The sequence below is a fragment of the Bacillus sp. JJ675 genome (assembly GCF_036963165.1).
In the GTDB taxonomy this organism is placed as follows: Bacteria; Bacillota; Bacilli; order Bacillales; family Bacillaceae; genus Bacillus; species Bacillus glycinifermentans.
This window is the reverse complement of sequence record NZ_JBALMR010000070.1, coordinates 1-23,456: the sequence shown is the minus strand read 5'-3', so window position 1 is coordinate 23,456 and position 23,456 is coordinate 1. Positions and strand designations below refer to the sequence as shown.

Sequence of the window (23,456 nt, the reverse complement as noted above, 5' to 3'; positions counted from 1 at the left end):
GGCGTTAGTCAATGTGGCGCCGTTTTTCTTTTAAAAAGCTCCTGCTCCGCTGCCGCCGTCAGACGCCGAACCGCCTGCATCATGAGCTTCGCCGCCTGAATAAGCGGCCGTATGCTGCCAGCTTGAAAACGGGTATTGAAGATAGCCGGCTGCAGCCAGGCCGATGACCGGGGATGTGCGGTCAAGCGTGTCTGATGATGTCTTGAACGATGCCTGGAATTGTTTCTCGACCCCGAGAACAATCGCATAGATCATGCTTTTTTCTTTTTCCAAACTGTTCAAAGGTTCGCCTTTTTTCAGCTGACTTCTCCAATAGTGGATCGATCTTCTGTATACAGATGCGCATCTGTTTTCTTTTAAGGAAGGGATCATGGCAATCAGCAGGATCGACAGCACGATAGACCCGCCGTAGGACATAATGGTGTCCGCGCTTTCAGTGAAAACAGATGCGAAAAACAGCCCGATGAAAAACAGAATCGAATACAGTTTAGATTTTGCAAGAACGATGCCGGCCGACAAGCCAAAACCGAAGATGATGCACGCAGTCATAAAACCGATCAGCGGCACAATATCCGCATAAAGGATATTGTGCAAAAGCCCCGTCTGCACGAAAAGGAGGGAAAGCGAAATCATTCTAAGCCAGCGGTTTTCTTGAAAGAACTCTCTGTACAGCGGATCTTGCTTGACGCTTTCCGTCCATTTTTGAACCACGTTTTGGAGAATGATTCGCTTCCGTTCGTACTTTTCCAAGTCTTCCCGCTTTTTGACTTCCTCTTCTGTCGGTCCGCTGAGCGAGTCCAGCCTGAATGTATATGCATTTTCTCCCGTTTTGTCAAAAAGCTTTTCGATGAGCAGCCGATCGGGCTTCGGCAGATCGGCCTTATTTCCGGAAAAATCGAATTGATACGTCTCATTCGGCGCTTTTTTATCGCGGAGAAACCTTTCTTCCGCTTGTACCCTTTTCATGGTGAGAAGCCCCCGCTGGTAAAGCGACAGCAAACCGGAAAGCAGATCGCGGTCTTTGAATGCCCCTTTTCTGTACAAAAAGGCAACAAGCACGGGATCGAACGTTTCCAGCTGTTCGACCGGAACCAGCTTTAGGTTCCTCTTTCTTATGACCGAAAACATGACCAGAACGGCAAGCGCCAAACCGATGAGCCCCGCAGAAATCCATATCAGCCTGTTTGCGTTTCCCATTCGCTCGGCATGTTTGGCATAGCGTATGGCCGTGTTTCTTTCCTCCTTAAGCAAATCGTCATTCGGTTCAATAGACGGATGACGGACTGCCTTTGGCAGTGCATTCTGCGGGAAGTAAATTCTCAGCTCAGAGCTTGTCCCCGCCGGATAAAGAGCGCTTTTATACGTGACAGTCCGATCTTTGATCTCCGCGATCTTCCCTTTTCCTTTTTCGCGTAAAAACGCGTGTATTCCGGAGTCCTTCACCTGATCCGGAAGCTTCACCCGGATCGTCACATGATGATAATCTTCATTTGTCTTTTCATAAAAAGAATGGAACAAAACGGACGTATCTTCAAACTTTTGCGCGGCTTCCTCGACGGTATAGTGGTACCGCACGGTTTTCGTTTCGTCTTTTGAAGCCGCATACACGAAATACGTTCCATCTTCAAACTTTGTTTTTAACGGCCGGGATCCGCCCCGCTTTTCGGAAAGATACGCTTTAAACCCTTTCACGCGGCCGGACGTCTTCTCGGTGAACGACCTTGTCATCCCGTTGAAGGAACCGTGAAAATCGTATGTATACACTTCCTCAACATCCAAATCGCCATTTTCTTTCACCGATGCCTGAATATCAACCTTATCAATCGAAAAGGATTTTTCCGCGTCAGAAAATCCTGAAATAAGAAAAAAAGCACTGAACATCAAAAAGAAAAAGGAACGCTTCATCTTCAGTAAATCCTTTCATTTTTTGTCTCTGCCTTAAATATACGGAAAAGCGGGAGAATTGTTTCAGATGTTCATAGATATGACACTGAATGTCCAAATGTTTTATATAATAGATGAAAATAGATTTTTCAAAGAAAGAAGGATGCCTTTTGTTGAAAAAATTCATCATACTGCTTTCTATCACGTGTATTCTTTCAGCTTGTCAAAAGAACTATAAAGGTGAATATGTCAAATGGGGGGACTCTCTCACAGAGGAAAACAAAAATTGCTTAAAAGAGCATCAAATCCCTTTCAAAGATAAAGGCGGGACGACATATATCCCTGAGGATGCATTTGATGCAGCAATCAATAGCTGTTCTTAATGCGGGCCCGCCGACTCCTCCGAATGACTTCGCGCCGATAAGTCAGGTGACGTCAGTCACAACTGTTCCGCGGGATTCGCAAGAGTTTACTCTTTATGCAAATCTCCCCGCCTTTTTCCTTCCACCCTGACGCACTACGGCCTTCCGCAAAGGCCGTAGAAAAAAAGGTGCAGCATTTCTTCGGTAAAATGGCTGTTTTTCTCAAAAGCCTCTCCCAGCTCTTTTGAATGTTGAATGATCATGTTCATGTACACAAGAAAGCTTTGCGCGGTAATGTTAGAAGAGATCGCACCCGACCGGTGGCCGTCTTCTATCAATTGAAGCATAAGCGGAATGATTTTTTCGTCATATTGCGTTTGAATATAGTCCATCATTTCATTGTCTTCGATCATCAGCTCTCTGATCATCGTGAGCGTAAACTTTTCGCGATTGGCTTCTTTCTTTTGCAAAATGATATGTTCAATCTTTTCTTTCACCGATATATCTTTATTCATGTATTCCGTAAACTCGTCGACGGCTTGGTCAATATAGTCCTTGAATACCTCATGCAGAAGCGCTTCTTTGCTCCCGAAATAATTGTAGATCGTTACCTGCGAAACATTGGCTTTCTTGGCGATGTCCGTGATGCGGATTCGCTTCGGTTCCCACGTCTTCAACAGCTCCAATGTCGCTTTCTTGATCTTCTCTTTAATCAATGAAGCCCTTTTTTCAAATCCGTTCATCCAATCATCCTTGCTGTAAATATTCTCATAATGAAATTATAACATAAAAATATTTCATTAATTTTCATTGACACGCCAGTTGTTCCGAACGTAGAATGAATTATGTAATTTATGATTAAAAATATTTCATCTTTTTCACTTTGGAGGGTGTTCCAATGCTGACAGTTCAAGGATTGACCAAAACATTCCCGAACGGAAAAGGCATATTTGATGTTTCATTTTCCATTCAAAAAGGAGAGGTTTTCGGATTTTTGGGCCCGAACGGCGCCGGAAAGTCGACAACCATCCGCCATATCATGGGGTTTATGCGGCCTGATCAAGGCGAGATCACGGTAAACGGAATGGACGTGCGGAAGCATCAAGGTAAGATTCAGCGCCATATCGGCTACCTTCCCGGAGAAATCGCTTTTATCGAGGGAATGACGGGGAAGACGTTTCTCGATTTCATGGCTGACATGCAGGAGATCAAAGATACCGCGAAGCGCGATAAGCTGATCGACCGCCTGCAATTCGACGTGCATACCCCGATCAGAAAAATGTCAAAAGGGATGAAGCAGAAAGTGGGGATCGTTGCCGCCTTTATGCATAGTCCTGAAGTGATCATCCTTGATGAACCGACATCAGGGCTTGACCCGTTGATGCAAAAAGTGTTTATTGACATCGTCCTCGAAGAAAAAGCGAACGGGACGACGTTTTTAATGTCCTCCCACAGCTTTCCGGAAATTGAAAGAACCTGCGACAGGGCCGCGATCATTAAAGACGGCAGGCTCATCGCCGTAAAAGATATTCACGAGCTGCAGACCATGCAGAGGAAAGTGTTTGAAGTGACGTTTGAAAACGAAGCGGACATCCCGGCTTTCATCGAGTCCGGCCTGCAAATCGAATCGCGTCAAGGCAACCGGGTTAAGGTCGCCGTTTTGGGAAATCATGATCGGTTTATAAAAGAGGCTGCAAAATATCGCGTCCGCCATATTGATGTGTCGACGCAAAGCCTTGAAGAAGTGTTTATGAACTACTATGACAGAAAGGGTGCAGCAAAGTGAATCTCTCCCTGTATAAACAAATGATGAAAACGAATGTGAAAGGCATCATGAGCTATGCGGCAGGTTCGGCGTTTTATATCCTTTTGATTCTCGGCATCTATCCAAGCATTGCAAAAAATACCGGGGATTTTGAGAACATGATCAACTCAATGCCGGAGGGAGTTCTGAACGCCTTCGGGTTTGAAAACGGGCTTGGGAGCCTGGAAGACTTTATGTCAGGGGAATATTACGGACTCATCTTTATCATTATCCTTTCGATCTTTGCCGTCATGCTGTCAACAAAGCTTTTGGCAAAGCTGGTTGACCAGGGCGCAATGGCTTATATCCTGTCAGCACCGACAACAAGGGCAAAGGTCGCTTTCACACAGGCCGCCGTTTTAACAACCGGGCTGTTTATCATTATGGCCGTGACAACCATTGCCGGGTTGGCCGGATATGTATGGATGATCGGGGATGAATACGACTTTCATGTATCCAGGTTCCTTTTCATCAATCTGCTTGGCTTTTTGCTCTTTTTTGCGGTCAGCGGCATTTCGTTTTTCATTTCGGCCGCTTCAAATGACGAGAAAAAAGCCCTCAGCCTATCCGGAATGATTACATTTTTGTTTTTCAGCCTGGATCTGATCGGTAAGCTTAGCGAAAAGACGGAATGGCTCAGAAATCTCTCTATCTTTTCTTTATTCAGGCCCGGCGACATTGCAGGAGACAGCGCCGAAACATTGAAAGCCGCCCTTATTCTTTCAGTCATCGGCTTAGCCGCTTTTTTGACCGGTATTTTGATCTTTAAAAAGCGCGATTTGCCGCTGTAATGCAAAAAACCGCCGTTCCTTTTCAGGACGGCGGTTTTTGTTTATTGTTTATTCAACGACGCGTCTTACGACTCCGCTGAAATGGGCTCTCCAATAAGGGTTGCTCATGGAATCGATGGATACTCCGCGTGAGCTGTTGTCATTCAGGAATTGGCCGTTTCCGAGATAGATTCCCACATGGCCGTTTGTTTTATAAGTGTCGAAGAAAACCAAGTCTCCGCGTTTCATGCTAGACGGGCTGACAGCGCGGCCTTTGCCGAGAAGCGTGTCAGTGTTACCGCCGAAACCAAGCTCTACGCCTGCTGAAGCATAAGCCCAGCGAACGAAAGATGAGCAGTCAAAACGGCGGGCATCGATATCAGCTTGCGTGCGTCCGCCTCCCCATTTGTACGGAGAACGGCCGACGATGCTTGATCCTGTGCTGATCGCGACTTCAATCGCACTGCCGTTGTTGCTTACAGCTGAACCTGAAGAATAGCTGCGTGAAGAGCTTTTTCTTGCTTTGCTGCTTGATGATGAACCGTTGTCAGAAGATCCGTTTGATTTGCTGACTGATCCGGAATCTGATGAAGATTCGGATGTTTTGGCTTTCGCTGACTCTTCCTTAGCTTTGGCGGCGGCTGCAGCTGCTGCTTTTTCATCTGCGATTTTTTTCGCAAGCGCAGCTTCCTCTTTTGTGAGTGAGCCTGATTCTTTTTTCAGGTCGTTCAGTTCTGATTCGGCTTTATCTTTCTTGGCTTGCAGCTGTTTGGATAGGTTGTCCTGCTCCTTCAGCTGTGCATCAAGGTCTTTTTTAAGGTTTTTCAGATCCGCAAGCGTTTTTTGGATCTCGTCCAGTTTCGTATTCAAATCAGACATTGCTTTTTCAAGCTTGTTTTTATCTTTTTCCTGTTCATCAAGAAGGTCTTTGTCCGCATCTACGATCGTTGAAACAGCAGTCGCACGGCTGATGAAATCGCCAAAGCTTTGCGCGCCGAGAAGAACGTTGATGTAGCTTTGCGATCCGCCGCTTTCCTGCAGGCTGCGCACGCGCTTTTTAATGACCTTTGAGCGCTCTTCAATTCTTTTTTCCGTTTCTTTGATTTCTTTTTTCAGTGCGGCCACTTCTTCTTTCAATTTTTTGTTTTCAGCTTCTTTGTCTTCGATTTTGTTGCTTGTAGCAAGCGCTTTTTCATCAAGCTCTTTCATCTTTTGTTCAAGCTTTTGCTGTTCCTCTTGAAGCTTTGCAATTTCCCGTCTTTTGCTGTCGATGCTTGAATCAACTTCAGAACGCTTTTTTTGTACTTCCTGTTTTTGCTCTGATGCGCTTTTCGCTGACGCATTGTCGTTCATAAAGGGGGTAAATAGACCGGCGGTGCCAAGGACCGACGCTAAACCAAAAGCATAAACTTTTTTCTTCACTTTCTACTCCTCTTTCCTTTATGTATTTTTGTTTTTTCATTATGTAAATTCGAGAAAATATTAAAATGTTAAATAATAAATCTTCCAGACTTACGTCCTATGATAAAAATCTTCCAAACTGATGTACAGACGTTATTATAACATCTATTTTCGACAATAGGTGCCAAGTTATATTACATTTATATTTCGTTTTTATTTCAAGACTGTCATGTTTTGACTGATTCTGTTAACAGCTCGTTTGTTTGACCTTGCAGCGATAATTTTCTATGCTGGTTTTACACGATTTGGACGTTCAATTTACAGGAAAGGAAGTCCGAAGACTCATGCTACATCTCAGCATTTTAGACCAGGTTCCGGTGTCAAAAGGATCTGATCCGAATACGGCGCTGAAGCAGTCAGCCGAGCTGGCCGGATTGGCTGATGAATGGGGGTACAGAAGATACTGGTTTGCCGAGCATCACAGTACAAGGGGGCTTGCAAGCACTGCCCCCGAGATCTTAATCGCCCATATTGCAGCAAAGACCTCGAACATTCGCGTCGGTTCCGGCGGCGTCCTGCTCCCGCAGTACAGCCCGTTTAAAGTAGCCGAAACCTTCCGCCAGCTCGAAGCGCTGTATCCCGGCCGGATCGACCTCGGGCTGGGCCGCTCGCCCGGGGGAACCGCAAAAACGCGTCTCGCGCTGACAGACGGAGTAAAGAAGAGCCTGCACGATTTTCCGAGGCAGCTTCGGGATTTGATCTACTATCTGACAGATGACATCCCTTCTGATCATGAGTACGCCGGGATAAAGGCCGCTCCCCTTACGGCTTCATCTCCAGGTCCATGGCTGCTCGGGCTCGGGGAAAACAGCGCGGAACTGGCGGCCGGCATGGGCGCGGGATATGTATTTGGCCATTTCATCAATCCGGAAAGAGGCGAAGGCGCCTTTAAAACTTATCACGAACGCTTTCAGCCGTCCCCTTTCTTTGACAGACCCCATTCTCTCGCCGCCGTCTTTGTCGTCTGCGCCGAAACCGATGAAAAAGCGGAAGAGCTCTGTTTAAGCCAGGATCTTTGGCTGCTTCGGGTGGAAAAAGGGCTGGACAGCCGCGTTCCAAGCATAGAAGAGGCAAAATCGGCCTCCTATACGGCCGCCGATAAGGCGAAGCTTGAGAAAAACCGAGGGCGCATGGTGATCGGCTCGCCCAAAACCGTCAAGCAGAAGCTGCTGGAGCTCTCAGAGCGCTACCAAACGGAAGAGATGATGGTGTTGACGAACGTTTACCGTTTTGAAGATAAAAAGCAGTCTTTTGAAAGACTGGCGGAGCTGTTTTTATAAAAAAGCAAAAATCCCTTTTCAAATGGCTTGAAAAGGGATTTTCAGATTTTAAAACATCCGGTAAACATTTTCGCACTCTTCTGCTCTCGGCTCATAAAAACAGTGCGATTTATAGCGTCCGACATGCGGCTGGTTATACCACTGAGCCGGGCATGCACCCGCCGGCTTGAAGTACCACAAACTATATTTTGCGGGCCAGTACCTTTCCCCGTTTATAGACCTTCTGGCCAAGCGCCTTTCTTTGTCCCTCGCCCTTTGATAAAAATATCCGTGTATTACCGCCTCAAAGGCGTGGGGCTGAAAAATCATCTGCCGAATGGTTCGCAACCCCTTAAAATCCGAACAATTCGCTCTGATGCGGTTGATTCCGACGTTTCCGACAAGAAGCATTCCCCGAACCCCTTCGCCTTCAGCTTCAGCTCTCAAAAGCCTTGCCAAAAGGGTAACGTCTTTAGATGAAGCCTGAACCACTGCCATTTTGCCACCCCCATTTTACTGTCATCTTTATCATATTCTTTTTGATTTAGGTGATGACCATTAAAATCGTTTCACGGCTTATCTTTGACATCCTGTGCGGAATCAGGATATTCTTCTGTTAATCAGAATTGTAAAAAATTGAAATCGGGGTGGTGCACGTGTCAGCAATCGTAAGCCCGGATTGGGTCATAAAGCGGCTGAAGGAAGATCCGGACCGAATGGTTATCGTCGATGTAAGCTTTCACTTATCAAAGCCTGAAGAGGGCCGAAAAGCGTATTTGAAAGGGCACCTTCCGGGAGCCGTTTACGTTGATCTGGAGCGGGATTTATCGGGAGATACCGGAACACACGGAGGAAGGCATCCCCTGCCGGCGCCTGAAACAATAGCGAAAATGCTTGGCGATATCGGCATCGATCACAAGACGGCCGTTGTCGTCTATGATGACAACGGCGGCATGTTCGCCGCGCGCTTCTGGTGGCAGCTCCGCTATCTCGGCCACACAAGCGTCTATGTATTGGACGGCGGCTTGTCGAACTGGGTAAAAGAAGGGCATGACATCACATCAGAGGTGCCGAAGCCCGTTCCGCGCAAATTTATTCCAAAACCTCAGGAAGATGAACTCCTTGATGCAAAACAGGTGAGAGAACGGATCGGCCGCCCGGGTTCGACCTTGATCGACGCACGGGAAAAAGCGAGATATGCGGGGGAATCCGAGCCGCTTGATCATAAGGCCGGCCACATTCCCGGAGCCAAAAACTACTTTTGGAAAGGCAATTTGCGCGAAGACGGCAAATGGAAGAGCCATGAAAAGCTTAAACAGCACTATGCATCATTAAATCCGAAAAGCGAAATCGTCGTCTATTGCGGATCAGGCGTCTCAGCCTGTCCGAATGTGCTCGGATTAAAGGAAGCGGGCTTTAAGAATGTAAAACTGTATGCCGGGAGCTGGAGCGACTGGATCAGTTACGCTGATAACCCGGTGGCGACCGGGGAGGAGTAACCGGAGGCTTTTTGCAGATTAGAAGAATTTTACCGGGGAGAATGATGGAAGTGAACGAAGACATCGTAACTTTTAAATGTCCAGCATGCAACCAGTTGCCTGAGAAACCGAAAATGGAAAGCAGCCAATTTGAAATGGTTGCTTTTGAGGAAGGGATTGAATGGTCCGATTTCACCGGCAATGTGCCTTCTTTGGAGGAGGGGATATGGGCTAGATCCGATCAAGCCCCGGTTGCCGGGGAGGAAAGGATTATACAAGCATCCCATCCGTTTCACTTGGCTATTGGCGAAACGTCCTGGACGTTGTTCATGCCCGCACGCTCCAGTCTAAACGGATGGGACAGCTATCCCTCCGAAATTGATCGGTCCGCATTTGTCCAATTCAGTCTGGAGCATGTCATTGACTGCAATGAAGAAAAGGCATGGGTGAAAATCAACATACACCATGCCGTTTATCTGAAAAACATCAGCTCCATCCTCCCCGCCCGCGATGGTTCGGGGGCTTTGAATTTTTTTCATTCGTTCGATCCTCCTCATGTTTATACCTACGGCGACTGGATCCTGCTGGATGCAAACGCACAAAGTAATTTGGGAGTATGGGCGCTGATACATAAAACAGCCGAACGCAGCCATCTGGCGGCATATGGCGAGTGGGGATTTCATTCCTATTTGGTCTATGGCGGAAATCTGATCATACCTGAGAAGGAATTGGCGGCTTTTCTAAATGCATGAATGCAGCGTTTGCATTCGCCCTGGCTTTTGCGCCGGGCGCAGTTGTCGATGCAATCAATTATCATCCGTTTCTTAAATCATTTTCCCTATAAAAACTTCTCCGTTATGAGCATCGATGAATACGGGCGATATCGGGCGGTAGACGAGCCTGTAATGATCATTTTTTTCCCGTTTGTATTCTCTCTCCCATTGCAGCTTCACATCAAAAGCCTCTGCAAAAATAGCTTTTGCTTCTCCAGCTGAAACAGCGGGTGACGGGTTCATCTCTTTCAGTGTTTCCGGTTCGATTTCGGGCCCGAAAAACCCGATGACGCGACCGTTCGCGCGGTTGATGATAATGTTTGCAAATTCCGCTCTTAATGGCATTCCTTCATATTGAACATCAAATTGAAAATGGGCGTTCTGTCCGTTGTCTTCATTCCCCAAAGGGCGCATGCGGAAAAACTCCCCGGCACACGGATAAAGCCGATAGAGAAATTGCAACGCCCTTTGAAGGCATACTTCTTCGGTCAAAACAGGAGGTCCTTCCGCTTTAATAAAAGAGAACATTCCCTTCAGTTTTCCCGATTGTTTATCTTTCTTGATTTTCAGCGTATTTTGATTGCGCTCTTTGAAAAAGCCTGCCATGGTAAAGTCTGTTGGTTCAGGATCGCCTCCTTCACGCCATACGGTTACAATCGAATCTCCAAAATCGATTTCGCGAATTTTCCGAAGAGAAGAGCTGAAGCCGATCATTTCATTGATATCTGCGTCACGCTCAGCTTCAGGCAATAAAGGGAGCGGTATTGTTTCCGTCTCTTCTCCATCCATTGAGACTTGCAACATTTCAATTTCCTCTGCCGAATCGGCAGGATGGCTCAAAAACGGCAAATCCGCCTCATAAACAAGATGCGGCCGATCGTCTCCCCCCTTGTACAAATTCTGATGAATCTTTTCGATGGCAAGATTCAATTCAACGCTCTCAAGATAACGGGAGATCACCGTTTCCTTATCAACGATCTGCTTTGGAACAGCAAACGAATCTGTCCCGCCGTCATAGCGGAATCTCTTTACTTCTCCGTTTCTTCCGACCGTCACGGAAAAGCCCGTTTGCGGCAGCGGAAGATCGAGAACGGTCTGGGCATATGAATATTGAACAGTGTCTTCTGTCACTTTCTTCTCCTGAAAAACAAACGCTTCCGCTGCATGTGGATAATGGCGTTCGACAAATTGCAGGGCCTTTTGCCGCAGGCGTTCGTCCGGAAGCGTGTCCGTGTATGTTTTAAATGAAGCGTCTTCTTTCGTCAGACTGATCAGCCTTCCTTCTTGATCCAATTCTACTGTAATGCCTTTATCTTGATTGTCCGCATCCTCCCAAACATAAAAAGCCCGGCCTTGTTCTTCTTCACAGCACTCTTCGACCATGAGCCGATAGTTTTCAGGGACAGCACCGATATGATGAGCTTTTTGCTTTAACTGTTGACCGTTCAAATCCAATCTCCCTTTCCTTTTATTTTTCGCAATTATTTATACGAAAGGGCCTTTTAATAGTTTCAAAAAATTGGATTTGATTGATATTCAGATGAATGATGCCAGTCTGACACTGTAATATCTCATCGCTTTAGGTACCCCTTTTATCTCAAATACCCCTTTATAAATCAGCTCCCGGATTCGATATTCGATAAATTCATCGCCGATGTATTCATCCAGATGGCCGAGAACCTCCCCAACGACCCTCGTACAAATGATAAAATCCTTTTTTGAATGGCGATTCTGGAGCTTTGTTGCTCTATCAATAATCAACGCATCGAAAAAGTTCTCTTCTTCACTTTTGATTTTTTTATTTTTCCACGTTCTTAATACGTTTTTACTTCCTGAAAGTTCTTCCCATTCCATAAGATAACGAAGCTTCCCGCCTTGAGACATCCGGGATTTGAAGGCTCTTTTTTCATACAAAACTCCGAGTTTGTCAGGGAGGATTTCGCCTGAATGCCTATAAACGATAGCACCCTTTGAAGATGTATTGAGGTGAAATATATCGTTTGTTTTGTGATGCAATAATTTGAGCGCAAACCTGAGCCCGGTTTGCTCATGGGCATTATCTCCCGCCCAGATAATGACGGGAACATGCTCCTGAATGCCGTCCAGTCGATATATTTCCTCTTCAAAGCGGTTATATTGTTCTTTCAATTCATCATCATAATCGTTGAAGTGCTCTTTCATCCATTCATAGCGCTTCATTCGGCCTTCTTTTGTTTCAAGCCGGGAAAGCGGACCGATTGACAATATGCCGGGGAAGGCGATGATGTCTTCTTGATCGGCTTTCCCGGCTTGTTTGAGCGCCATTTTTAAGCTGCCGGCAACAGAAAGGCCAAACACGATGTGAATGGCTTGAACATCATGCTTTCTTGGCGGCTGATCCCCTCTTTTCTTGAATTCATCAAAAAAATCGATCATCCGTTCACAAAACTCGTCTTTTGGAACGCCCCCATCCTGCTGCATTTCAATCGTTATCAGCATGTTCAGCAAAATGCTTTTCGCTTCCTGTTCGGTTAGTCTGCTAATGTTTTTCTTCAGTTCCTCCACCATGAAAATCTCTCCCTTCGAAAACGCTGTACCGGGTTTATTCTCTCATGTTCCAATAGAATATCAAAACCCGGTTTCCGGTTTTCGAAAAAAGTCCTACTCCAATTGCGAAGGATACAGCGTCATGCCGCCGTCAACAAACAATGTCGCGCCGGTGACGTAAGACGCCTCATCCGAAACGATCCATGCCGCCGCTTGGGCGACTTGTTCAGGTGTTCCAAATGCATTCATCGGAATCTTCCTTAACTGTGCCGCTTTATGGCTTCCCTCCAGATCGTCATTGCTTTCGGTTGCGATCGTTCCCGGAGCGATGGCGTTGATGCGGATGCCCTTTTCGGCATAGTTGATGGCCAGCGTTTCAGTCAGCAGCTTCATTCCGCCTTTGGAAGCCGAATATTGAACGTTTGTCGGTCTCGGAATTTGCTGATGAACGCTGGATATATTGAGTATGCTTCCCTTTTTGCCGTGCTCCAGCATGTATCGAATCGCTTCTTTAGCGCCGAGAAATGCACCTGTTAAATTGACGTCGATCACCTTTTTCCAATCGTCAAGACTTAGTTCGTGCGGGAGTGCGTTTTTGCCGTTGAATCCCGAATTATTCACCATGACATCAATCGTGCCGAAATGTTGAACAGCAGCTTCAAGAAGCGCCTTCACGCCCTCCTCCTTTGAGACATCAGCGCCAACCGCATGAGCGTTTCCTCCGCTTTGTTTAATATGATCAACGGTTTCCATAGCACCGGCGGGATCGCTGTGATAATTAATAATCACATTCATCTTTTCTTTCCCAAACCGTTCTGCAATCGCTTTTCCGATTCCTTTTGAGGAGCCTGTGACGATTGCCGTTTTCCCTTTCAAATCATTGTACACGCTAAAGCCCTCCTTGCATGTCTTCTCGTTTTCTACCATTCTATTACCCTGCATGACCGTTATAAAAACGAAAATGGATCTTTAGCATGATCTTTCTTTAAAATATGGAAGATTCAGAATTATTTTGCTAATATCTTACTTGAAAATAAAATAAGGAAGTGATGTTTTGATGGCGAAAAATGGTGTTTCACGCGTTTTCATTGCCGGACTCATTGGAATTTCTATTTTTTCTTCGGGCATTTACTCTGCACAAGCTGCATCATCGCCGCATAGCCCAGTCTCCAGCGACCCTTCGTACAAGCCCGGCTCCACCTATGATCCCAACATAAAAATTGACAATAACGGCGCCTATTCGAAAGCCTTCAAAGGAACCGGAACACCAGGCGGCTCCGTCCAGGCCAAACCGAAAAAAGAATCGCCCGCCGGCCCGCCTTACAGCCCTAAATCGGTAATCGGCTCAGATGAACGGACAAGGGTGACTGATACAACGGCCTTCCCATACAGAGCAATCGTCCATATTTCAAGCAGCATCGGCTCATGCACAGGCTGGCTGATCGGACCGAAAACGGTAGCAACGGCCGGGCACTGCGTCTATGACACGGCAAGCCGATCATTCGCGGGAACCGCCACCGTTTCTCCGGGACGCAACGGTTCAGCTTACCCTTACGGATCTGTTACATCGACCCGCTATTTCATCCCGTCGGGTTGGCAGAGCGGAAATTCCAATTATGACTACGCAGCGATCGAGCTCAGCCAGCCGATCGGCAATACCGTCGGCTATTTCGGATATTCATACACCGCTTCATCGCTTGCAGGGGCAAACGTGACCATAAGCGGATATCCCGGAGACAAAACAACAGGCACCCAATGGCAAATGTCCGGAACGATCGCTCTTTCAGAAACGTATAAACTGCAATATGCGATCGACACATACGGAGGTCAAAGCGGTTCTCCGGTATATGAGAAAAGCAGTTCAAGGACAAACTGCAGCGGCCCATGCTCGCTGGCGGTTCATACGAACGGCGTATACGGAGGGTCCTCTTACAACAGAGGCACCCGCATTACGAAAGAAGTATTTGATAATTTCACAAGCTGGAAAAACAGCGCACAGTAACACCATTACACAACCCGTTTCCTCATGGAACGGGTTTTTTCAGTTTGGAAGTATAAAAGAGCGATGTTTTGAAAGCGTTTCATTTTGTATAATGGTTGGTAAAGGATGTGATGACTGATGATATCTGCACAAATCAAATCGCAATTGATGAACATCGTCGGCCCGGAAAACTATGATGATTCGAATGCAGGACGCCTTGTCTATTCCTATGATGCGACGCCGCAATACCAATCAATGCCTGATGCGGTCGTCGCACCGCGCTGCACCGATGAAGTGTCGCGCATTTTGAAGCTTTGCAACACCCACCGCATTCCGGTTGTGCCGCGCGGCTCCGGTACCAATCTCTGCGCAGGCACATGCCCGACCGAAGGCGGGATTGTCCTCTTGTTCAAGCATATGAATCAGATCCTGGAAATCGATGAAGAAAATCTGACCATGACCGTCCAGCCCGGTGTGATTACTCTTGACTTGATACAAGCAGCAGAAGAAAAAGGCTTGTTTTATCCGCCTGACCCGAGCTCAATGAAGATTTCGACGATCGGCGGAAATATCAACGAAAACTCAGGGGGGCTGCGCGGCCTGAAATATGGAGTGACCCGCGATTATGTCATGGCTTTAGAAATAGTGCTGGCAAACGGCGATATCATCCGCACCGGCGGAAAGCTCGCAAAAGACGTTGCCGGCTATGACCTGACGCGCCTGTTTGTCGGCTCTGAAGGGACATTGGGCATCATCACCGAAGCGACACTGAAATTAATCCCGGCTCCTGAAACAAAGAAAACCGTCCTCGCCCTCTATGAAGATATCGATTCCGCAGCCAAGACCGTATCCAACATCGTCGCCTGCAAAATCATTCCGACAACACTAGAATTTCTTGATCAGCCTACTCTTCAGGTCATCGAAGACTTCGCCAAAATCGGCCTTCCGGTTCACGCCAAAGCCGTCCTTCTGATCGAACAGGACGGCGCAGAAGAAACCGTCAGCCGTGACATCAGCATTATTGAAGAGATTTGCAAAAAGGGGAACGCCGTATCCGTGCAAACGGCGAAAACAGAAGCGGAAGCTGAAGACCTCCGCAACGCCCGGCGCGCTGCGCTTTCCGCCTTGGCCCGCTTAAAGCCGACCACCATCCTGGAAGATGCCACGGTTCCCCGGTCAGCCATTGCCGCCATGGTGAAAGCGATCAACCGCATTGCCGAACAATATGATCTTACCATTTGCACGTTCGGCCATGCGGGAGACGGAAACCTTCATCCGACATGCACGACAGATGTGCGGAACACAGAGGAAATGGAACGGGTCGAACGGGCCTTTGCCGACATTTTCAAAAAAGCCGTTGAGCTTGGCGGCACGATTACCGGCGAGCACGGCGTCGGCGAAATGAAAGCCCCTTATCTCGAACTTAAACTCGGCGAAGCGGGAGTGAATGCAATGAGAGCAGTGAAGCAAGCTTTTGATCCGAACAACATTATGAATCCGGGCAAGGTTTTCGCAAAAGATTCCCGCAAACGGGTGGTGGTGTCAAAATGACGACATCAAAAGAAAAAAAGGCCATTCAGCAGCAGTTTCACGAGCGGATGGATGAAGAAGAGCTGCTGAACTGCATGCGCTGCGGATTTTGTCTGCCTTCCTGCCCGACCTACATAGAATCAGGCTTTCAGGAAAGCCATTCTCCCCGCGGGCGCATCGCCTTAATGAAAGCCGTCGCAGATGGAGTCATTGAACCTGACGAAGATGTCGAACGTTCCCTTGAGCTTTGCCTCGGCTGCCGGGCATGTGAACCCGTATGTCCCTCAGGCGTCAACTACGGCCGCCTATTAGAAGAGGCGAGGGACATCATTCAGCAAAATAAAAAACACCGTCTTCCGGCAAGGATGCTTCGCAATGCAGTTTTTAAAGGGCTTTTCCCGCACCAAAACCGCGTTCGGGCGCTGACCGGGATGCTCGGCATCTATCAGCGTTCAGGGCTGCAGAGTGCGGTTCGGAAATCAGGAATGCTGCGGATGCTGCCCGATCACCTCGCAAAAATGGAAAGCGTTCTGCCTAAAGTGCCGGATCTGAAGCGGCTGAAGAGCCGCCCGAACCTCCTTCCGCCGATCGGCAAGCGCAGGAAACGGGCCGCTTTTTTCTCAGGCTGTCTGATGGATACGTTGTTTTTAGATACAAATATGGCGACCATTAAGCTCCTCCGGCTGTCGGGATGCGAGATCGTCATTCCCGAGCAGCAGGCATGCTGCGGCGCCCTTCACGGGCACAGCGGTGAGAAGGAGCAGGCCGTCGGGTTGGCCAAACGGAACATCCGGGCGTTCGAGAATATAAACGCAGATTATATCGTAACAAATGCGGGAGGCTGCGGGGCGTTTTTAAAAGAGTATGAGCATCTCCTAAGGGATGAGCCGGAGTGGCGGGAACGGGCAAAGGTTTTTTCACAAAAGCTGAGGGATTTTTCCTCCGTCCTTCTGGAACTGGATTTCGGGCAAAACCCCCTCGAGCTTCCGAGCCAAATCGTGACATATCAAGACTCATGCCATTTGCGGAATGTGATGAAAACTTCCGCTGAACCAAGAAAGCTTCTCCGCGGCATCAAAGGCGCTGAATATAGGGAAATGAAACATGCGGAAAGCTGCTGCGGCTCAGCTGGAATTTACAATATTGTCGAATCAGTTATGTCGATGAAAATTCTTGACGCCAAAATGGAGGCGGCAAAAGCGACCAAAGCGGCAACGATCGTCACCGCAAATCCCGGCTGCCTGCTGCAAATGAAGCTAGGCATTGAACGGGAAGGCCTTGGAAACGAGGTGAGAGCCGTCCATCTCGCAGACTTATTATTAGAAGCCGCAGGAGAGCCAAGTTAGCGTCTCGTGTATATTTCTCGGGAAATAAATCGAAACGTGTCTGCCGCTATTTCCGGACAGCAGGGAAGTCGCCGTTCGGTTGTATAAACCGAAGGCCCTTCACCTGTCCGGAATCGTCGGCTTCAAAGCGCACGCTGAATCCCTGGAGATTTTTGATTTGAAATGTCATCTCGCGGTATGGAACAAGCTCGTAATCAGGCTGTCCGGGCAGCGAAACCCAGAGAGTCTTCGCGCCTCTAAGGGAAACGGCCAGTTCTGTCCCGTCTTCCAGCGTATATTTCCCGGTGAGCGATTCGAGAAATTCGGGATCGGACAATTGCTGATCAGGCTTTCTGATAAATTCAATTTCCTTCGCACCTTCCGCCATTTCAAACGGTACAGAAAAGCTGCTGATATATCCGTGCAAATCGGCGTCAAACGAAGACAGCATCGTCGCCCCGGTAAGTTCCAGTTTCATTTCGAATGTATCGTAATGGTAATGCTGCAAAGGCATGACAAACGAATTGTACAGTGCTTGCAATGCTCCGTCCTTAAGCTCTATTTTCAATTCTCCGTAGCCCGGATGCTCATAAATTCCGGCATAGTCCTCAAGAGCATGCGAAGGCTCCGTTCCTTCGATTCTGCTGATATCGGCGGACCGGTCCACTCCCAAGGCCGCTTTCTTGATCTTTTCCGTCTCGCCTTTCAGTCTGCCGCTCCAGTCGATTTCATCAAGGCCGAGCAATCGGTCAAAGATATTGTAGGCAAGCAAATTCGGAAGCACGCTGCCGTTTAAATTCGTCAGGATGACGGCGCCGATGTTTTCGTAAGGCATGAAGCATACCAGCGATGAAAAGCCATCGATATTTCCCCCGTGGTGAATCATATGATGTCCCCGGTAAGGCTCGACAAACCAGCCGAGGCTATAGCCTGCCATCGGAAACTCATTCTCTTTGAACATTTGGTCGCATGATATACACGGCGTATGCAGCTCATTGAGGCTTCCCTCCGATATAATCCCGCTGAATTTGCTGCTGCCGAGATGGAGCCGCACCCAATTGGCCATATCCAGCACATTCGAATTGATCGAACCGGCGGGGCCGATTGCATTAATATTGCGAAAAGGCATTTTTTCAATTTTTTCGTTTTTTTCCTGATGCGGAAGCGCATAGTCTTGAAGCTTCTGCATGTCTTCCACCGAAAAATTGCTTGACTTCATATTCAACGGCTTGAACAGACGCTCGTGAATAAAATCCTCCCACGTCGTTCCGGCGATTCTCCCTGTCAAATAGCCCGCCGTCATGAACATCAGATTCTGGTATTGCCATTTCGCCCGGAAATCGCGATTCGGCTCCAAATAACGAAGCCGCTGAAATATCTCTTCCCTGGAAAAGGGGGAATTGTACCACATCATATCATGCCTCGGCAGGCCTGAACGGTGGCATGCCAAATCCCGCGGAGTCAGCCGTTCGGTCGCAACCGGGTCATGCATCTTGAATTCGGGAAGGTATTCCCTGACCGGCAGATCCCAATCCATTTTTCCCTCATCGGCCAGAATCGCCATACCGGCGGTTGTGAAACCTTTCGTCGCCGATCCGATCGCAAACACCGTCTCAGGGTTCACTTTTAATTTCTGTTCCTTGTCCTTAAAACCGAAGCCTTCCGCCATGATGACCTCATCGTCCTTTACCACCGCGATCGCCGCTCCGGGCACGTTCCATTCCTTCATTTTTTGCAAAACAAAACTGCGAAAGCCCTTCCATTCTTTTCGTGAATGTTTCATATGACAGCTCCTCTCTTTGCCTGGATCCCGTGTCTTTTCCTGATGTGTAAAAATCCGTCCTGTAGGTCATACGTTTGATTTCCTGAATGGTTTCAATACCCGGTCATTCGGAAAAATTTTGTATATTTTTTAAAAGATTTCAGAAGCTAACGTTGAAAGCAAAAAACGCGCTGAAACCTAAGGAGGTATTTATAAACGTGTTTAGTTTTATATGGTCTTTAATTATCGGAGGTATTTTAGGCTGGCTTGCGGGCCTGATCATCAGAAGGGATGTGCCGGGAGGAATCATCGGCAATATTATCGCCGGGTTTATCGGTTCATGGCTTGGATCCGCGATTTTGGGGCGGTGGGGCCCGACAGTCGGAGGCTTTCATATCATCCCTGCCCTGATTGGCGCGATCATCCTGATCTTTATCGTCAGCCTGATTATGAGAAGCACCGGCGGCAGAAAAAGCGGCGCCCAATAAACCAATATTAAGGCGGCTTGGTCAAAAGCCGTCGTTTTTTATTGATTTCATTCACCCTCCATCTCTTATATAATTAATTAGGAATACGAAATGATTTGAAATGGAGGACGTATATTGGAAAAAACGGCGGAAACAAGATGGAAACGTTCAGAAGTGCCGAAAGAGCTGACATGGAAGCTGACGGATTTATTCCCCTCAGATGAAGCCTGGGAAGCGGAACTGCTTCAGATTGAACGCGGCCTTCCGGCAATTGCCGCTTATAAAGGCAGGCTTCACGAAGGAGCAGGAACCCTTTTAGAATGTTTAACATTGCAGGAAAAGCTCATGGAACGCATGACCCGGGCCATGACCTATACCCACCTCAAAAAATCCGAAGATCTCACGAATCCAGTCAACCAAGCAAACGCCTCAAGAACAGCCGCGCTGCAGGCGCGAATCAATACAGCCTTGTCATTTATCGAGTCAGAAATTCTCAGCCTTCCCGAGCATGCAATTGAAGCTTACATAAAGAGCGAAAAAGGACTCGGGCCTTTCCGGAAAATGCTGACAGAGATGCTGGAACGAAAAACCTACAAGCTCTCGCCGGAAACGGAAGAAGCGCTGGCCGCATTGGGCGAAGTGCATGAGGCGCCCTATAAAATTTTTGGAATGGCGAAGCTCGCCGACATGCGCTTCGCTCCGATTGAAGATCAAAACGGACATGAGCTGGCCAACTCCTTTGCTTTATACGAGGGAAAATATATGTTTTCTCCCGACACGGACATTCGCAGAAAAGCCTTCGACTCCTTTGCCGATACATTGAAACTGTATCAAAACACGATTGCCGCAGTCTATGAAACAGAAGTCAAAAAACAGGTCAGCCTGTCGCGGCTGCGCGGCTATGAATCGGTTACCCATATGCTTCTGAAACCGCAAAACGTGACACTCGATATGTATCATAATCAGCTTGATGTCATTAAAAATGAGCTTCGGCCGCATATGCGCCGGTATGCCCGCCTGAAAAAACGGGTGCTGGGCCTTGATCAAATGCGTTTTTGCGATTTGCAGGCCCCGCTGGATCATGAATTTCAACCGAAAACCTCCTTTGCGGAAGCGCGCAGCATGATCATTGAGGCATTGCGCGTGATGGGGACTGAATATGTACAAGTCATGGAAACGGCCTTGACCGGAAGATGGGTCGACCTGGCCGACAATATCGGCAAATCAACTGGAGCGTTTTGTTCAAGTCCGTACGGCGTTCACCCTTACATCCTGATGACCTGGACGGATACGATGCGGGATGTCTTTACCCTTGCGCATGAACTCGGCCATGCCGGCCATTTTCATTTCGCAAACAAACACCAGAGAATCATGAACGTCCGCCCGTCTCGCTATTTCATTGAAGCGCCTTCGACCATGAACGAAATGCTTCTCGCCCAGCACCTTCTCTCGAAAACAAACGATCTGAAAATGAAGCGCTGGGTGATCAATCAGCTGATGGGAACCTATTATCATAATTTCGTCACCCATCTGCTTGAAGGGGAATACCAGCGCAGAGTCTATCAAATGGCTGAGCAGGGAGCCGCTCTTACCGCGTCCGTTTTATCCGGACAAACAATGGAAGTGCTTTCCGAATTCTGGGGCGACGACGCAGAGCTTGACGAAGGAGCAAGCTTGACATGGATGCGCCAGCCTCACTACTATATGGGACTTTACCCTTACACATATTCGGCAGAGCTGACAGCCTCAACGCTCGTCTCGCAAATGATCAGAAAAGAAGGCCAGCCTGCGGTGGACAGATGGCTGAACGTCCTGAAAGCCGGCGGAACGATGAAACCGCTCGACCTCTTAAAGGAGGCAGGCATCGATATGTCGACGGACGAGCCGATCCGCCGGGCTGTCGCATATGTCGGCTCCCTGGTCGATGAGCTTGAAGCGCTTTATGAGAAAAACTAAGAACGGCCGATTTCCGGCCGTTCTTTTTAGTCTCCTTTAAGCAAACATCGGATTTCCTTTCATGCCGATCCATAAATCCGTCTGCTCCAATGCATGGGCCATCCGAAGCAGCCAATGTTCTTTTCCCTTTGGCGCCATAAACTGAACACCGAGCGGAAGCCCGTCTTTTGTAAGATGCACCGGAACGCTCATCGCCGGCTGCCCGGTCAGGTTTGCAAGCTGTGTGAACGGTGTGTATGTGAGGCTCTTCAAAAACATCTCATATACCAGCGCCTGCTGGTCGCTTTTTTCCATGCCGCTTACCTTCATCAGCGCTTCGGCTTCCTTTTGCGTATGGGTCAGCTCGCCGACCTTCGGAGCCTGGTAAGCCGTTGCCGGTGTAACGTACAAGTCAAATTTCTGATGAAATGCCGCCATTTGTGCGGCCGCTTTGTCCCATGAAGCGAGGCTTGCCGTAAACTCCGCTGCCGTCACTTTTTTGCCGGCTTCATTCAGCACCCATGTGACGATTTCAACATCCTCCGCGGTAATCGGCCTTCCGAGCGTTTTTTCCATCCCTGCAATCATCGCTGAAATTTCTCCGCAGTTCATCAAATAATAGTTTTCCATCAAGCGGAGGCCATCGACGTCATGCGCCTGTTCCTCAACATGATGCCCCTGGGCTTCCAGCCATGCGACGGTTTTGCGGACAGCGCGTTTTGCCTCCTCGCTAACAGGCGTCCCGACGGGGGACTCTGTAGAAAACGCGATTTTCAAAGGGCTCTCAGCCCCTTTTTTCATATCTTCCAAATAGCTTCCGGGAAATAACGGTGCTTGAAAAGCAGCTTCAGGCTGGATAACCTGGAGAATGTCGAGCAAAGCGGCACTGTCTCTGACGGTCCGCGAAAGGGCGAAATCGATGGACGCACCTTGCCACTGCCTTCCTGCTCCGGGCCCAACAGGCGTTCTGCCCCGGGTCGGCTTCAATCCGAAAAGCCCGGTAAAAGAAGCCGGAATCCTGATGGACCCTCCGCCGTCGCTCGCACCCGCCACAGGCACGATTCCCGATGCGACCGCAGCTGCCGATCCCCCGCTTGAGCCTCCCGGCGAATGCGCAACATTCCAAGGGTTTCTTGACGGCCCGTACAATTCAGGCTCAGAAATGTTTTTCAGTCCATATTCGGGCGTATTCGTATGCCCGATAAACAAGAAGCCGGCTTCCCTCAGCCTGGCGACCCAATTTGAATCCCGCTTCGGAATATAGTCTTTCAGCAGCTTTGCACCGGCCGTCAAAGGCTCGTCCTTCACCGCCTGCGAAATATCCTTTAAAAGGATGGGTACGCCGGCAAACGGCTGCCGGGAAATATCAATCCGGCTGATGTCATTGACTGCTTTTTCTTTTCTCGTCCGAATCACCGCATGGAGGTGCGGGTTTACTTCTTCCAAACGCGCAAAAGCAGCCTCAACCAATTCTTTCGCCGATACTTCCTTTTTTTTGATAAGCTTAGATAAACGAACGGCGTCATGCGCCATATATTCAGATACGTTCATGCCAGTTCCCTCTCTTCTCGGTTCGCTTGTGTTTACTATTTTGCCCGAGCCGTCCCGGGAATTCAATGGTTTGACTATGATTAAGGAAAAGGAGAATGCTGTATGAAAATCAGAAAACTTCCTTCAGAAAGCCCGCTGCCGCTGGATTTGCTGCTGTCTGCGGACCCTTCGGAGAAATTGGTGAAAGACTACGCCAAAAGAGGACAGTGCTATATAGCCGAAGCCGGCCGGCAGATCATCGGCGTCTACGTTTTGATTCCGACAAGGCCGGAAACGGCTGAACTGGTCAACATTGCCGTGACCGAAGAATGGCAAGGCAGGGGCATCGGAAAAGCGTTAATTAAGCATGCCCTGCAAACCGCAAAATCCCAGGGCTTTAAAACGATCGAAATCGGCACAGGCAATTCAAGCATTTCACAGCTGGCGCTCTATCAAAAATGCGGATTTAGAATTACAGGCGTTGACCGCGATTTCTTTATCAGGCATTATCAAGAGCCCATTTACGAAAACGGCATCGCCTGCATCGATATGATCCGTTTATCGATGGACATATAAAAAGCTGCCGGCTCTGAAGTGACCCCCAAAAGT

21 protein-coding genes are annotated in these 23,456 nt (G+C 48.3%); 12 read left to right on the top strand and 9 right to left on the bottom strand.

Annotated elements, in window-relative coordinates; genetic code table 11:
* Window positions 1-30: 30 nt before the first annotated feature.
* Window positions 31-1,905 (bottom strand): DUF2207 domain-containing protein, encoded by a 1,875-nt coding sequence (locus V7126_RS17860; protein WP_046130873.1) that lies wholly within the window; start codon window positions 1,903-1,905, stop codon window positions 31-33.
* A 152-nt stretch (window positions 1,906-2,057) separates the two neighbouring features.
* Here V7126_RS17860 and V7126_RS17855 point away from each other — a divergent pair, with 152 nt between their 5' ends.
* A complete protein-coding gene (locus V7126_RS17855) occupies window positions 2,058-2,267 on the top strand; it encodes a membrane lipoprotein lipid attachment site-containing protein (RefSeq protein WP_046130871.1) in 210 nt (69 codons plus the stop codon).
* A gap of 134 nt (window positions 2,268-2,401) precedes the next feature.
* On the opposite strand, the gene V7126_RS17850 is transcribed toward V7126_RS17855, so the two are convergent.
* Window positions 2,402-2,989 (bottom strand): TetR/AcrR family transcriptional regulator, encoded by a 588-nt coding sequence (locus V7126_RS17850; RefSeq protein ID WP_046130870.1) that lies wholly within the window; start codon window positions 2,987-2,989, stop codon window positions 2,402-2,404.
* A 155-nt stretch (window positions 2,990-3,144) separates the two neighbouring features.
* Between V7126_RS17850 and V7126_RS17845 the strand changes: the two genes are divergently transcribed.
* Both V7126_RS17845 and V7126_RS17840 read left to right on the top strand, forming a co-directional pair.
* Window positions 3,145-4,032, top strand: coding sequence for an ABC transporter ATP-binding protein (locus tag V7126_RS17845; protein WP_046130869.1), 888 nt, complete (start codon window positions 3,145-3,147; stop codon window positions 4,030-4,032).
* Complete coding sequence (locus V7126_RS17840) at window positions 4,029-4,841, top strand: ABC transporter permease subunit (RefSeq protein ID WP_046130868.1); 813 nt, start codon at window positions 4,029-4,031, stop codon at window positions 4,839-4,841. The genes V7126_RS17845 and V7126_RS17840 overlap by 4 nt, the downstream gene beginning before the upstream one ends.
* A 48-nt stretch (window positions 4,842-4,889) precedes the next feature.
* On the opposite strand, the gene V7126_RS17835 is transcribed toward V7126_RS17840, so the two are convergent.
* Window positions 4,890-6,242: a PcsB-like coiled-coil domain-containing protein gene (locus tag V7126_RS17835; protein WP_046130867.1), complete on the bottom strand. Its 1,353-nt coding sequence runs from the start codon at window positions 6,240-6,242 to the stop codon at window positions 4,890-4,892.
* A gap of 323 nt (window positions 6,243-6,565) precedes the next feature.
* On the opposite strand from V7126_RS17835, the gene V7126_RS17830 reads away from it, so the two are divergent.
* Window positions 6,566-7,561: an LLM class flavin-dependent oxidoreductase gene (locus V7126_RS17830; protein ID WP_065894148.1), complete on the top strand. Its 996-nt coding sequence runs from the start codon at window positions 6,566-6,568 to the stop codon at window positions 7,559-7,561.
* 48 nt (window positions 7,562-7,609) lie between these two features.
* Here V7126_RS17830 and V7126_RS17825 read toward each other — a convergent pair whose 3' ends face one another.
* Window positions 7,610-8,038, bottom strand: coding sequence for a cell wall hydrolase (locus V7126_RS17825; RefSeq protein ID WP_046130865.1), 429 nt, complete (start codon window positions 8,036-8,038; stop codon window positions 7,610-7,612).
* Between the two features lie 158 nt (window positions 8,039-8,196).
* Here V7126_RS17825 and V7126_RS17820 point away from each other — a divergent pair, with 158 nt between their 5' ends.
* Window positions 8,197-9,039, top strand: coding sequence for a sulfurtransferase (locus tag V7126_RS17820; RefSeq protein WP_099047014.1), 843 nt, complete (start codon window positions 8,197-8,199; stop codon window positions 9,037-9,039).
* A 50-nt stretch (window positions 9,040-9,089) separates the two neighbouring features.
* Window positions 9,090-9,770: a hypothetical protein gene (locus V7126_RS17815; RefSeq protein WP_046130915.1), complete on the top strand. Its 681-nt coding sequence runs from the start codon at window positions 9,090-9,092 to the stop codon at window positions 9,768-9,770.
* Window positions 9,771-9,842: 72 nt separating this feature from the next.
* Here V7126_RS17815 and V7126_RS17810 read toward each other — a convergent pair whose 3' ends face one another.
* The 3 genes from V7126_RS17810 to V7126_RS17800 all read right to left on the bottom strand — a co-directional run bounded on the left by V7126_RS17810 (window position 9,843) and on the right by V7126_RS17800 (window position 13,205).
* Window positions 9,843-11,240 carry a YcdB/YcdC domain-containing protein gene (locus V7126_RS17810; RefSeq protein ID WP_065894718.1) on the bottom strand — a complete coding sequence of 466 codons (1,398 nt, stop codon included), beginning with the start codon at window positions 11,238-11,240 and terminating at the stop codon, window positions 9,843-9,845.
* Between the two features lie 87 nt (window positions 11,241-11,327).
* Window positions 11,328-12,338, bottom strand: a complete 1,011-nt coding sequence (locus V7126_RS17805) for a DUF1835 domain-containing protein (protein WP_052948521.1) — start codon at window positions 12,336-12,338, stop codon at window positions 11,328-11,330.
* 93 nt (window positions 12,339-12,431) lie between these two features.
* On the bottom strand, window positions 12,432-13,205 hold the full coding sequence (locus V7126_RS17800) for a glucose 1-dehydrogenase (RefSeq protein WP_046130863.1): 774 nt from the start codon (window positions 13,203-13,205) through the stop codon (window positions 12,432-12,434).
* A 169-nt stretch (window positions 13,206-13,374) separates the two neighbouring features.
* Between V7126_RS17800 and V7126_RS17795 the strand changes: the two genes are divergently transcribed.
* From V7126_RS17795 to V7126_RS17785, 3 genes are all read left to right on the top strand, one after another.
* A complete protein-coding gene (locus tag V7126_RS17795) occupies window positions 13,375-14,319 on the top strand; it encodes a trypsin-like serine peptidase (protein WP_046130862.1) in 945 nt (314 codons plus the stop codon).
* A 117-nt stretch (window positions 14,320-14,436) separates the two neighbouring features.
* On the top strand, window positions 14,437-15,849 hold the full coding sequence (gene glcD, locus V7126_RS17790) for a glycolate oxidase subunit GlcD (protein WP_046130861.1): 1,413 nt from the start codon (window positions 14,437-14,439) through the stop codon (window positions 15,847-15,849).
* Complete coding sequence (locus tag V7126_RS17785; protein ID WP_046130860.1) at window positions 15,846-17,174, top strand: (Fe-S)-binding protein; 1,329 nt, start codon at window positions 15,846-15,848, stop codon at window positions 17,172-17,174. Before glcD ends, V7126_RS17785 begins: the two co-directional genes overlap by 4 nt.
* Window positions 17,175-17,220: 46 nt before the next feature.
* Here the strand turns inward: V7126_RS17785 and V7126_RS17780 are convergent, their stop codons facing one another.
* Window positions 17,221-18,936 (bottom strand): serine hydrolase, encoded by a 1,716-nt coding sequence (locus V7126_RS17780; protein WP_335498022.1) that lies wholly within the window; start codon window positions 18,934-18,936, stop codon window positions 17,221-17,223.
* Between the two features lie 197 nt (window positions 18,937-19,133).
* On the opposite strand from V7126_RS17780, the gene V7126_RS17775 reads away from it, so the two are divergent.
* Entirely contained in the window at window positions 19,134-19,403 is a 270-nt protein-coding gene (locus V7126_RS17775) for a GlsB/YeaQ/YmgE family stress response membrane protein (protein WP_046130858.1), read from the top strand.
* Between the two features lie 114 nt (window positions 19,404-19,517).
* Window positions 19,518-21,338 carry an oligoendopeptidase F gene (pepF, locus tag V7126_RS17770; RefSeq protein ID WP_046130857.1) on the top strand — a complete coding sequence of 607 codons (1,821 nt, stop codon included), beginning with the start codon at window positions 19,518-19,520 and terminating at the stop codon, window positions 21,336-21,338.
* Window positions 21,339-21,374: 36 nt separating this feature from the next.
* Here pepF and V7126_RS17765 read toward each other — a convergent pair whose 3' ends face one another.
* Complete coding sequence (locus V7126_RS17765; protein WP_046130856.1) at window positions 21,375-22,868, bottom strand: amidase; 1,494 nt, start codon at window positions 22,866-22,868, stop codon at window positions 21,375-21,377.
* 102 nt (window positions 22,869-22,970) lie between these two features.
* Between V7126_RS17765 and V7126_RS17760 the strand changes: the two genes are divergently transcribed.
* Window positions 22,971-23,423 carry a GNAT family N-acetyltransferase gene (locus tag V7126_RS17760; protein ID WP_046130855.1) on the top strand — a complete coding sequence of 151 codons (453 nt, stop codon included), beginning with the start codon at window positions 22,971-22,973 and terminating at the stop codon, window positions 23,421-23,423.
* Window positions 23,424-23,456: the final 33 nt, after the last annotated feature.